Genomic DNA, 12,505 nt, shown 5'->3' with positions numbered 1-12,505 from the left:
TTTGACGTGTGTTATTACGCTCATATTCATATGCAAAAGATTCAGTATTAAAGTCGGTAAGGATTTCTGATACTGTTTCTTTAAAATCACTAACTATAATATCTTCCATTACCTCACCTACCTATAAATATAATTAAATACAAATTCTATTTCGAAATTTGAAAGTGAGCCCCACACTTCAAAATCATTGAAACCTGGTGCTAGTGATATAACGCCATGATTTGTTATTCGACCACATCGTTTTAAATCTAAATATGGATAAACCCCATCTAATACTAAGCTTTGGTTTTTCTTCAAAGTCCCTTTAAATTCAAACACATCACCTGTTGTTTTGTTGACAATTTTAAAACTTTTATCAGTATTTGCCCGAATCCAAATTTTAAGAAAATGAAAACGTGGATTAATTGTATCGCTACTACCATTAAATATTTTGAATTTCTGTCTCGTATGCTTATACGAAATACTTTCATCTGGAATTAATCCATTTCCAAATTGCCATTTGTCCGACATTAAACTGAACTGGTCCGTTTTATAAAGTGATTCAGAATAACCTTTGAAAACATTAAACTTAACTTTAATCCTACCGTTTCTACCGTAAATATCTTCAATTTCAGTAGAGTTAGGTAAAACCGCATATTTTTTCCCAGGCATATCAGAATGCCAAACATAGTATGGATCTCTACGGTATATTAACTCTCTTAGTTTGCTTTTAAATAAATGGTAGTCATGTATATCAACACCTGAATAGACAAAATTTAATTCTAATTCAAAAGGGGCGAATGTACTCGCCCCCGTTAAAACACCGTCTATCCCTTTGACTTCAGTTGTGTTTGTAGTTATTTGAACATCATTTTCCACAAAATCTAAATAAATAAAATTATCAAGATCTGTAAGGTTAAGTGTACTGTCCTTAGTAATAATTTTAACTTCTTTTTTCATTAAGTTAATATTCCTCCCATACTGTACATAGCAGATAGCGCTTCATTTCCTTGATGTTTACTCGTATTTTTAGCAATTGCTTTACCATCTAAATTCCAATCCTTATTAGCAGTTTTAGAATTATGGCGCTCATTATTTCTGCTTGAACCAAGTAATTCTTGCATTGTGCGTAACATCTCTTTTAGAATACTATTTTGTTCTTGCAACGCCACATTATCTTTAGCTTGTTGTGCAATACGTTGTTGTTTCGCTTGCGCTTCAGCTGATTGTTTTTCTCTTAATTGGTCGGCATATAAAGAAATACCTTCATACACAGCAGATTGCGTTTTGTTGAATATGTCACTTGATGCAATTTGTTTCATCGCAGATATAGACACATCGTTAGGTATAACAGTTTCGCCACCACGCATTTGCATGATTTCTCCACCTTTTTCGAATACTGTGTTATATCCACGACGTGCATTGTTTGTACCTTTGGCATAACCGTGACCGTGACCAATAACACTTAACATGCCACCTTTACCATATCTAGATTTAGCATAGGCTATACCAGCCATTAAGTTATCTAAACCATTTAAGATATTACCATGGCCTTTACGTTTGTATGCTTTAAATGTCGATGGTGTAACTTGGACTAAACCTTTAGCTTCATTACCACCTGAGTTCACATCTTTATAACCATGTTGTGTTACACCTGAATCGCCACCTGATTCAGATTGTATCTGACTTATCCATGCATTAACGTAATTTGATGATGTTGGTAAGCCATTAGCTTTAAGGGCTTGAATAACTTCTGGTTTCCATTTTTTAGCTGACTTACTTTGACCGCCTCCACCATGGCCTTTAAGCCATTTAATTGGGTCAATCGCAGCAGCGTTATTTACGCCACCCATTTGACGTCCTTTGTCTACTTGGAAGTGTAAGTGAGGACCAGTTGTATAAGCACCTGTGCCACCTGATTTAGCAATCAGTTCGCCAGCTTTAACATGACCGTGTTTTAAGATTTTAGATAAGTGCATGAAGTATAATGTGAATTTATTCATTAACAGTCTTGCAACATTACCGCCACCATAGTCATGAAGTGATGACAGTACCCCATCATTTGTTGCGTACACATTAGAACCACTTGGATAAGCTAAGTCAATACCATAGTGACGTCCACCATTGAATGATAAACCACCCGTGTATCGTCCGAAACCTTGAATCTGTTTGTAACGTAGCAATTTAGAAGCATCTCCGCCGCCTTGGTCATCAAAGCCTTGTGAGAAGAAGTCTGCTACGCCTTTTTTAAGCTTACCGAACATGCCCTTCATCATCTGTGCTGGTAAAGAACCTTTAATGAAATCAAAGTTAACACCCGCTGCAGAAATAACTTTATCTACTAACTTGCCAGGGTGTTCGGCATAATCCATAACATCGCCAATTTTTTTGAATGCGCCTTTAGCTATATTACCGGCACCTTCTAGAGCTTTTTGTGTACCTTCTTTAATACCATGTGCTGTATCACTAGCTTTAGCACCGAATTTACCGACAACTTTACCAGCTTGACCACTTGCTGCATCAAACCAGTTCTTTTTCTTCTTACCTGTACCACTAGCAAAACGTGGCATATTGGCTTTTTGTAACATTGCGTAAGTTTCGGCACCACTATAAACTTTAGAACCACGTGGTAGGAATGCCGTAGCATCTCTATTTGGTGTCATCACTGTCTTACCGTTAGGGTATTGAATCATCTCATGGCGGAAACCATTAGGACCATTACCACTACCTTTGTCTCCTACAGTAGCGAATGTATCACGATTAATTGATCCATTAGTAACTACATTTTGTGTATGTGTAGATTCAGTACCAGTGTGTAGCTTAATTTTAGGTAATTTATCCATTCCTAATTTACCGGCTACCCAGTTAACGCCATCAATAAGTTTATTGAGTCCTTTTTTAACGCCGTCAACCATATCGCCAATGAAACCTTTGATTTTACCAATGATGCCTTTTAACACATCTCTCATTTTTCCAAACGCACCAGTTACTTTATCTTTAATGCCACCAGCAAAACCGACAAGTTTCTCTTTAATTGTACTCCATGTATTAACAGCAAAGCCTTTAACTTTATTGAATATAGATTTTGTACTATTCCATAAACCAGTGAATCTTCCTTTAACTCCATCCCATATGTTTTTTGCAAAACTTACTATTTTGTTTTTAAGTCCGTTCCATAATCGAATAGCGAAATTTTTGATCGCATTAAAGATTGAATGAACACTTTTAGATAAGGAATTAAAATGAATACGCACGCCATTCCAAAGGGCTTTTGCTCTCGAAACAACGCCATTCTTAACGTTTGTCCATACTTTTACAGCAAAGTTTTTAACGCCATTGAATATCGCATGTACGCCTTTATTAAGTGCATTGAACGCAGCTTTAACACCATTCCATAAACCTTTAGCTCTTGCAATTACTAAATTCTTAGCAGATGTCCAAACTTTTACTGCGAAGTTTTTGACTGCGTTAAAAATGTTATGAACACCTTTGTTTAAAGCATTAAAGGCTGATTTTACACCGTTCCATAAGCTTTTAGCTCTCGAAACGACACCGTTTTTAACACTCGTCCATACTTTAAAAGCAAAGTTTTTGACCGCATTAAATATACTGTGAACACCTTTGCTTAGCGCGTTAAAAGCGCCTTTCACACCATTCCACAGAGCTTTAGCTCTCGCAATAACGCCTGTTTTGACGCTTGTCCATACTTTTATGGCGAAATTCTTAACGATATTAAATATTGTTCGAACTCCAGTACTCAAAGCATGGAATGTAGCTTTAACACCGTTCCAAAGCGCCTTAGCAACTCTTACGACAGTATTTTTCATTGCATTCCATACATTAACAACAACTGTTCTTATAACTCTGAAAACTGCTGGTATTACGGCTCTCATAATGTAAAATTGAGCGAATAAAATTTGCTTCCAATGACGAACTACGAACATGACGCCATTAACTATGCTATGCCATACATTTAAAGTTGTATTTTTTATAGCACCCCATACAGCTGGTAATAAAACTCTCATACTATTAACTACATTCATAACACCTGTTTTAATACCATTCCATATATTAATAACAGCATTACGGAAACCTGAATTCGTTCGCCATAGATACATGATTGCACCAACAAGTAAACCGATGCCTGTAATAATCCAACCGACAGGACCACTCATAAAACGAATAGCTAATCCTAAGCCACGTGTAGCAATAGCTGCAACTTTAGAAGCATTACTCCAAATTGTAGTTGCTATTGCTGCTAATCTAGCCCCAGTTGCTACGCCACCGTATGCTGTTTTCAAGAGGATGATAGGTGGTGCTAGTGCCATAGCTGTACCAATTCCAGCTGCAAGTAAACCTAAGAATGCTCCTAAAAAGTGGTTTGCGTTTGCAATTTTACCTACAAAACCTGTGACAGCAACAGCCACATTTAGCATTAGTGCACCTATTGGAGCCATGCCACGTACTAATCCGACAATTACATTACCTATATTTTTAAGCAGTTGCCATACTTTAGGACCATTAGTATTCAGATATGCTAGAAAGTTTTTGAAACCTTCAGTACCTGATAAATTAGCTGCCCAATCTTTAAACGATTGCGTTACGCCTTGCATTGCTTGTAATACAGTGTGAGATTGCCCACTAAATGCTTGGAATAGACTCACAATACCGCTAAACACATTACCGAATATTTGCCCTACTATAGGCAAGTTAGTTTTAGTATAGCTAATAAATTGGGCAATACCATTATTAGTTGAAGTACTATTAGCCCATGCATTAAACTTGTTAGCTAAACTCTCTACGCCAGCACCGACCCATGTAAATAAAGGACCAAATTGAGTGAACATATTCGTTAATCCGTCAGTCACTTTTAAACCTGCATTAAGTAAGTTTTGGAATACGGATGGTCCTACGCTATTTAACATAGAAAAAGCGTTACGTGCATTTTGAGAATTCGTAACCCAATTACGCATTTGACCTGAAGCACGAGCAATTTGCCCCGTCATAGTATTAATAGCTGGCGTTAATGCTGTTAAAGCAAACTGTGCAGTACGAATACCATTTGTCATAGTATTAAATATTGCAGCTTGGTTGCCTTGTACTAAGCCAGCCCATTGTGATTTCAATCCACTTAGTGCTGCTTGGTAGTTTTTAACTTGTACTGTTGACTTTAATGTACCGTCCTCAAGCATTTTAAGCGCAGTTGTCGCTTGACCTGTGAATGCCATAATACCGCCTAATGCAATACCATAAGCACCACCCAGACCGATTGCACCACCTGAAGCTGCAACCGCAGCGCCACCAATGCCAGCGATAGCACTAGTCGCAGCACCAGCAATAGGTATAATCGTAGAAATATTTGAGATTATTCCACCTTGTACAACACCTTGAACAAGATAACCTAAGTTTCTAAAACGATTACCTAATCTATTAACTGTATTTTGAACTTCGTCAAATCGGCTCATAAAATCAGAACCGAACATCTTAGTTTTACCAACCAATGTTTGTTGCATTTGCAATTCAAGCAATGATTTTCTTACGTCATCAGTTTGTCCTTCTAATACATCGGCTGCTACAGCTTCTTTCAAGAAATCATTTCTTAATCTTGTTGCTGCCATGCTATTCATACCTTGCGTACGCTCAACTTCTTTTAAGTTTTGCTTTAACAAAGATAAGTTAGCACGTGATTTCTTAAGCGAATAATCCATCTGTCCAAGCTGTGTTTGATAATCTTTAATAGACTTTTCTGACCGCTCGAACTCCATACTATTTAGTTTTGCTTGATCTCGTAAACCACGTAAATTATTCTTTACTTGGTCAGACGAGCGTCCAAATGTTCGTTGTGCAGATACGGTTTCATTCAATTGACGTTTGTAATCGCTAAGTTGGCTCTCTGACTTATTTAAAGTTGCATTCATACGTTCAATCTTTAATTTTTGTTCGTCCGTTGCAGTGCCATTCTTTTTGACTGTATCCGTTAATTCTTTTAGAGATTGTTTACGCTTATTGAGTAACGCTTCTTGTGATGCAATCGCTTTGCCTAAGTTTTTTTCTCTATTCGCTAATTCATCTACAGAGAGCGAGTTCTCTTTAAATGCTTTTTGTTGAGATTTTAATGAACGATTAATACTTTTTAATTGATTCTCTAACGTTGTTTTGGAGGCTTTCAGGGGGTCAACATCAAGTTCGACCTCTGCACCTAAATTAAATTCTGCCATTATTCCACCTCCTTATATCATTTTCATCATTTCTTCAGGGCTCATGCCGCCTGATTTAGCTTTCTTAACTTTTTTACCATTAGCTTTTTTGGCATAAATTTTATCGAAGTCCTCAACAATGATTTGGTCAACTTCATGAGGTTTGTATTGACCCTCTTGAACAAAATTGCGGTAAACTTCGTAAATATCATCTACGATTTCACTGGCTGTTTTGTTTTTGTTGGCGTTGTTTTTTTCTTTTTTGGCTTTCCCGCTGATTGTTCTGCAAATACCATTTGATAAGCCTCTTGAATGCCACCTTCAACTTCTAAACCGTCCATAACATCATCGTATGAAAATTTATTATCAAAAGTAGTAACTAATAGGTTTGCAAAGTCATCGAATAATTCTAAATCAGAAATAGGTTCTTCTTTTTCTCCGAATTCTTCTAATTGCTTAACTAATTCGTCAAAGCCTTCAACTTCTTCAACATCGATGCCTTTTTCTTCTGCTTCTTCTTGCATGCTTTGCATTTGTTGATAACTAACATATGCTTCTGATTGATATTTAATTTGGTCTTGCATTTTTTCTTCAAATTCAGCTTGTCTACGCAAAGCGCCGAAAGTAAGTTTATCTTTCACAAAGTTTTTATTTTTACCGTCAATTTTTAGTGTTACTTTAGCCATTGTTTCATTCCTCCAATAAAATTATTCAAAAAAATAAGGCGGTCTAATAACCGCCCTTAATCATTTATGCTTGTGGTTCTGCTTCTTTAGCACTAACTGCATCTTCACCGTGAATAAGTTTTAAGAATTCGTCCTCACTAAAGTTTTCTGCTTTGTCATGAACACGTACAAATACTACACCGTCATTACGTGGAATAAATGTACCTTCCATTTCAATTTCTTCTTTTTGTTCTGGTTTATCTTCTTGTGTTTCAACTTTTGAATCAGGTAAACCGAAGTTACCGCGTGCAGCACCCATGTAAATAAACGAACCATCAGAACATTTATATTTCCAAGATACTGAAACGTATGGTGGTACTTGGTCATTGTTGTAAACTTCCATACCATTACGAATTTCAACGCCTAATAATTCAGCACGTTCTTCACTTGATAATTCCATAAAGTTACCTGTTACAGTTGCACCAGTGATACCACTGTTTAATACAAGTGCTTTAATGTTATCTGCGTACACAGGTTCTTGATCTGATTCAGTTTCAACACCAATTTCTTGTAATCCTGGTAAATCTTTTAATTTACCTGCAGTTTCTACGCCATTACCTACTTGTTTACGCATTTTGAAGCCTTCACAGCCCATTACAACTCTATCTCTAGCCATATATAATTACTCCTCTTCATTTAAAATTATTTCGAACTTCAACATGTTGTGATAAATATTGAGCTCGTCATCTTTGTCTAAAAAACGGTCATAACAACGACCATTGCGTTGCTTGATAATTTTTATTACTTCATTACTTACTTTGTGCGTATCGTTCATCGTTGCGCCAAACACTTCAACAGCAAACAAAAAACGATAATGAGCACTCTCATCATCGTTATAAAATGTGTTGTGTAAATATATTTCAGTCAGCCTCATAAAAGGGGCTGAAGTTATTTTTTGATAATCATCAGGTAAGTCGAAAGTAAAAATTAAAATATCATCTGTCTTATTTTCACGGATTTCATTCATCATTCGCACCAATTGCTCATTGTCGGAAAGCAATACATTCATTCTTACGAGAGGATGTTCGTTCAATTAAACATCTCCCTTACTGCATTTTCATAAAGCGCGAGTATTGGTGCTTTACTAATTTCAAAGGAACGTTCTGCGAAATGTTGTGGTCGTTGTCTTACAGTTCCATTAACCTTAGTACCAACGTTAGGAAAATGAATATACCAACCATTATTACCTTTACGTGAGAACCCAACCTCTTTAGTAGGTGCTGAACGGTCCTGTAGGAAACCTGTTGTTTTAATAACTTCCACAGCGTGAGTATCGTGTGTCTTTTCTTTATACACTGGAGTGTTAGCTCTTAAATTGTTTGCATAGATTTTCGCAGCTTGTGTAGTCGCTTTTTTTGCTAGTTTTTCGCTATTTGCGACGAGTAAGTTAAGTTTTCGACTAATGTCTACGTCACTATCATATTTTTTATGTGCCATTACTCCACCACCTCACATTTCAACATCATACGTTCCATGTCTTGATAATCCGTTTCAATATTATAAATTTCATACCGTTTATTTCTAAATTCAACTTCCATTCCTGAATGAATATCTACTTTTTGTTGGTATCTTATAATAAAGTCTAAGCTTTCCTTTCTTGCCTCTAGGTCCTGTTCTTTAAATTCTTTAATAGTAGTTTTTGACACTTCGCAATAAGGTTGTGCCACGACTGTTTCTTGCTTTTTATAAGACCCATCACGTTGTCTTTGATTTACAATAGTTAAGATTTTAATTCTGTGTTTAAGTCTGCCGATTTCCATCTCGCATACTCACCCCTTAACGACTGAATCATCGAAAGGGATGACGCAGGAATTTCTGTTTTAGCAAATTGTGTAGTGATAGAACGATTCTCATAATGATGCCCAATGTGGTTAATCACAGCTAAGGTATAGAGTTGATTGTTTTCATAAAAGTCAGCATCTACACCATAACCACTTATTGCACCTTGTACTTGTCTTTCGGCAGCAGGTAGTAAAATGCTTTTTATATAGTCGTCATCGAAATCGTGATCTATTCGAATTCCTGTTTTGATACTCTCAATATCTAAACTTAGCACCTTAACCACCTACTTTTTCTTAGTTTCTTTACGTTCTAAAAAAGGACCATTAAACCCACTATCTGACAAAGTTTTTTCAACTTCTTCAGCACGTTTAACAGTCATTTCAACTTCAGTATTTGCTTTTAAATCTTGATTCAGTTCTAAATCTTTATATGGTTTTAAAACTTTAAACTTAGCCATGAGTTAACCTCCTTATGCTTTTGGTTCTGAACCAGTACCTAAGTCACCAGCAGTACCAGTGTATGTTAAGAAACGTCCTGCTTCTTCAACACCTTTTTTAACATCAAAGCGCATATAAGCAGCTAAAATTTGACCATAAATTTCATTTTCTACCCATTTAACAGAAGCTTGTTTACGGTCTGCAAAGAATACTGCATATTTTAAGTCGCCGATAAATGCTTTTTTATCACCTTTAGCACCAAATAATTCATCTTTAATTATGAATACTGGACGACCGAATAATACAGTACCAGTCGGACTCGTAATGTCTTGTTTTAATAGGTATTGACCGTTTTTATCTTTTAAAGTATCTAACGCTTGGTAGAAAGATTGAGATACAACTAATGAAAGATTGTAAGCTGGGTCAATTTCAACATTGATAATTTCTTTAATGTCATCTAAGTTAGCAGTGTTTACTGCTTCAAATGATTTCATTACATCTGCAATATATTTATTTGTTGTATTCACAGCTTGACGTGCGTTGTTTTGCGCTACAATTGCTGCAAGATTTGCTTCTGAATCATCTAATGATTCTTGAGATACTGGAATTTGACCACGGTAAGTTTTTACTTTGTAATCAATGTCAGTGAACTTTGGTTTAGCTAACTCTGGGTTTTTCTCTAATTCTTCAACACTAACCATTGTTTCTTGTGCTGGATTTAAAATTGGATGTGATCCAGCTGCTGTTGTTACAGGTTGAACATTTACGAATTTTTTCAAATCAACAAATGTTTCTGGTAATTCTTCAGGTTGATATTTAATATCTTCTGGAATAATTGGTTGTGCGTCTACCGATTTAACGTTGTCACGTTTAGCACCTTTTGTTTTAAGGTATTCAACGAAACCTTTCGCTTCATCCGATAGTTGATTCTCTTTGTTTTCTAAAATTTTTCTCGCCATAGAACGTTTGCCCCCTAGTTTCTTTTTCTTTTCTTCTTCTAATTCTTCTGGTGTTTTTTCATCAATTGGTGCTTCTGGTTTTTCTTTTGGTTGTTCTTTCTCATCTGCTTTAGGTTCCTTGTCTTGTTCAGGTTGTTTATCAACCTCTTTTTCTTCGGCAGGTGGTTCTGCTTCAGGCTTTTCATTTTTTGCTTCTGTTTCTGTTTTTTCCTTAGGCGCTTCTGAATCTCCACTGATTTTTTCTTCTGCAGAAACAGCGTCCACAACTTCTTTTTGCTCGTTGTAAGCATCTTTCGCTTGTTGAATTTCTTCTTTCAACTTACGAGCAGTTTCTACGTCACCGTCATTAACGGCTTTTTGCGCTTGGTCAATTAGGTCATTAATCGACTTCGCTTGTTCTTGTAAAGTAGCCATAAATGTATTGCCTCCTTGTTAATTTGTTGAAAATTAGCATAAAAAATAGCCTACGTATCAATACGCAAGCCTTCTAATTCAAACTCAATTTTCATTTTTTCCAGTTGTTTATACTTGTCTAATCCTTTTGCACGTTGGCCAACTGCAACCGTAGTTTCTTGATATGCGGGTATTGTTACAATGCTTACTTCAATCAAATCATCAATCTGGTTAATTGTTTGTACATATTCACCATCTATCTTAGACCATGTACGTGCTTTATCATCATCAGGTGGTAGTGTAAAAAAGAAACTACATTGATTTACGTTACCAGCTTTTATATTCTCATATATGTCTTTAGCGTATGATGTGTTAGGCAAATAACATTTGAAGTATAATCCTTTATTATCTATGGATAACTCCAATGTATCCGCTTGTGTACGCCCTACAACTTGATTGAAATCATGATTAATTAAACACTTAACATCTGATATATCTACTTCGCTTAGTGCATTCGGATTTATAATTTCTTTAAACCCTCCTAAGTCGTCGCTTAGCGTATCAAATATAATTGCATATCCTTCAACTACCATTTCTTGCTGTGCTGTATCAATCTGACTGTTCGCCACTAGGTTCACCTCCTTTTTGGAGAGAATCTATATTCTTCTGAACCTTACTGTTTTGATAAGCTGCTAAATCCTCTAAATAAATACTGTTTAGATCTGCTAATGGTTTATCACCACCTTCAACGGGGTCTAGTCCAAACTCTGCACGTGCTTCATTCAACATCATAATTTTTTTCTGGAATAATTGCGTTACACGCTCTAGTTTGATTTGAGGATCACTATCAATAAGTCTTGATACATCATAATCAAGTGAAACCTCATAAGGTGCTTGAATGAATAGTTTTTCCTCAATCTCTGCATTCATCATAGAGAAAATAGGGTATAAAGTATTTCTGTAATACTCTATCCCAGAATCTTTAAGCGATGTATTAATTGTTTCAATACCTAGTTTAGACATTGGTAAACCGAAAGCTTTAGCAACTTGTTGAGTACTGAATTTATAACTATTTAAGAAATTCAATACTTCAGTCGGTACTTGTAAACGGTCAAACGTCATCGTATCATCTAGCATAACTAAACCACTATTGTTTTTAAGTTGGCTGTTTTCAAAGTTTTGCTTAATTAAAGATAATTCTTCATCGCTATAACGCCCATCTTGATATTTAACAACTGCAGTAGCTGTACCACCATTTTTAAAAAATTCATCAAGGAATTTCTTACTTCCCATTGAAATACCAATCTCATTAGCGAGTGAGAATAAAGGACTGTAGCCATTAAAACCATCTAACGTGAACATTCTAAAATGTAATACATCTTCCACATCTAATCGTACATGCCCATCAAGTTCATCTATATAATGGTAGGTTATTTTTTCATCTTCCTGTTGAATTGATGTTGCGCTATTTTGCATATGATATAACTCGATTGGTTCACCGTGTTCATTACGTACAATTTCAATGTAAGAATTACCATTTAAAAGCATGTTAGCGACAATAATATACTTAAAATGCCATGCGTCTAAATAAGGATTAGGTCGCTTGTTTAATAGTTTTAGTATCTTTTTGTCTGCGTCTAAATAACTGTCCTTATCGTTGAACTTAATACTGGTTGAAGCAATATCCTTTGAGATAATATCAATAGCTGTAAATATGTCACTGTTTCTCAATGATTGTATTCCAGACCATGTTAGGTCCCCCATACCAGCTACTTCGGTAAGCATGCGTAAAGTTGTCTTATCTACGGATACATTATTACTACGTCTGAAACCATTAAAATTAAATACTCCCATTATCTATTTCCACCTCCCTTCCTGAAAGGCTCATCAATCGTTACTGCTAATCCAGTTAATAATAACCCTCCAATGATGAATCCTATAGGCTCCCACGCTAGATAAGCACCATAAGCGATTGATACAACGCCTATAATTACAAAAAGGATAACTAATATGTCTTTAGTTAATTTCACGCG

At 35.8% G+C, this 12,505-nt stretch carries 13 protein-coding genes; all 13 read right to left on the bottom strand.

Annotation, left to right across the window (positions count from 1 at the left end; all coding sequences use genetic code 11):
• Window positions 1-117 precede the first annotated feature (117 nt).
• The 13 genes from RPL90_RS06540 to RPL90_RS06480 all read right to left on the bottom strand — a co-directional run bounded on the left by RPL90_RS06540 (window position 118) and on the right by RPL90_RS06480 (window position 12,502).
• A complete protein-coding gene (locus tag RPL90_RS06540) occupies window positions 118-939 on the bottom strand; it encodes a phage tail domain-containing protein (RefSeq protein WP_313547024.1) in 822 nt (273 codons plus the stop codon).
• The gene (locus RPL90_RS06535; protein ID WP_313547021.1) at window positions 939-6,197 is read right to left on the bottom strand and encodes a peptidoglycan DD-metalloendopeptidase family protein; all 5,259 of its coding nucleotides are present in this window, start codon (window positions 6,195-6,197) and stop codon (window positions 939-941) included. The genes RPL90_RS06540 and RPL90_RS06535 overlap by 1 nt, the downstream gene beginning before the upstream one ends.
• A gap of 191 nt (window positions 6,198-6,388) precedes the next feature.
• Window positions 6,389-6,862: a hypothetical protein gene (locus RPL90_RS06530; protein WP_313547018.1), complete on the bottom strand. Its 474-nt coding sequence runs from the start codon at window positions 6,860-6,862 to the stop codon at window positions 6,389-6,391.
• Window positions 6,863-6,926: 64 nt separating this feature from the next.
• Window positions 6,927-7,517, bottom strand: coding sequence for a major tail protein (locus tag RPL90_RS06525; protein ID WP_313547015.1), 591 nt, complete (start codon window positions 7,515-7,517; stop codon window positions 6,927-6,929).
• 6 nt (window positions 7,518-7,523) lie between these two features.
• Window positions 7,524-7,934 carry a hypothetical protein gene (locus tag RPL90_RS06520; RefSeq protein WP_313547012.1) on the bottom strand — a complete coding sequence of 137 codons (411 nt, stop codon included), beginning with the start codon at window positions 7,932-7,934 and terminating at the stop codon, window positions 7,524-7,526.
• Window positions 7,931-8,338, bottom strand: coding sequence for an HK97-gp10 family putative phage morphogenesis protein (locus RPL90_RS06515; protein WP_313547009.1), 408 nt, complete (start codon window positions 8,336-8,338; stop codon window positions 7,931-7,933). Before RPL90_RS06515 ends, RPL90_RS06520 begins: the two co-directional genes overlap by 4 nt.
• A complete protein-coding gene (locus RPL90_RS06510; RefSeq protein WP_313547006.1) occupies window positions 8,338-8,661 on the bottom strand; it encodes a phage head closure protein in 324 nt (107 codons plus the stop codon). Before RPL90_RS06510 ends, RPL90_RS06515 begins: the two co-directional genes overlap by 1 nt.
• Window positions 8,622-8,957: a head-tail connector protein gene (locus tag RPL90_RS06505; protein WP_313547003.1), complete on the bottom strand. Its 336-nt coding sequence runs from the start codon at window positions 8,955-8,957 to the stop codon at window positions 8,622-8,624. The genes RPL90_RS06510 and RPL90_RS06505 overlap by 40 nt, the downstream gene beginning before the upstream one ends.
• A 9-nt stretch (window positions 8,958-8,966) precedes the next feature.
• Window positions 8,967-9,140, bottom strand: coding sequence for a hypothetical protein (locus RPL90_RS06500; RefSeq protein WP_313547000.1), 174 nt, complete (start codon window positions 9,138-9,140; stop codon window positions 8,967-8,969).
• Window positions 9,141-9,152: 12 nt separating this feature from the next.
• A complete protein-coding gene (locus tag RPL90_RS06495; RefSeq protein ID WP_313546997.1) occupies window positions 9,153-10,493 on the bottom strand; it encodes a phage major capsid protein in 1,341 nt (446 codons plus the stop codon).
• Window positions 10,494-10,543: 50 nt separating this feature from the next.
• On the bottom strand, window positions 10,544-11,101 hold the full coding sequence (locus RPL90_RS06490; RefSeq protein ID WP_313546994.1) for an HK97 family phage prohead protease: 558 nt from the start codon (window positions 11,099-11,101) through the stop codon (window positions 10,544-10,546).
• On the bottom strand, window positions 11,082-12,326 hold the full coding sequence (locus tag RPL90_RS06485; protein ID WP_313546992.1) for a phage portal protein: 1,245 nt from the start codon (window positions 12,324-12,326) through the stop codon (window positions 11,082-11,084). Before RPL90_RS06485 ends, RPL90_RS06490 begins: the two co-directional genes overlap by 20 nt.
• Entirely contained in the window at window positions 12,326-12,502 is a 177-nt protein-coding gene (locus RPL90_RS06480) for a hypothetical protein (protein WP_313546991.1), read from the bottom strand. Before RPL90_RS06480 ends, RPL90_RS06485 begins: the two co-directional genes overlap by 1 nt.
• Window positions 12,503-12,505 lie beyond the last annotated feature (3 nt).

Source organism: Staphylococcus kloosii, assembly GCF_032139365.1.
Taxonomy (GTDB): Bacteria; Bacillota; Bacilli; order Staphylococcales; family Staphylococcaceae; genus Staphylococcus; species Staphylococcus kloosii_A.
This window is presented reverse-complemented; position numbering and strand designations above follow the sequence as displayed.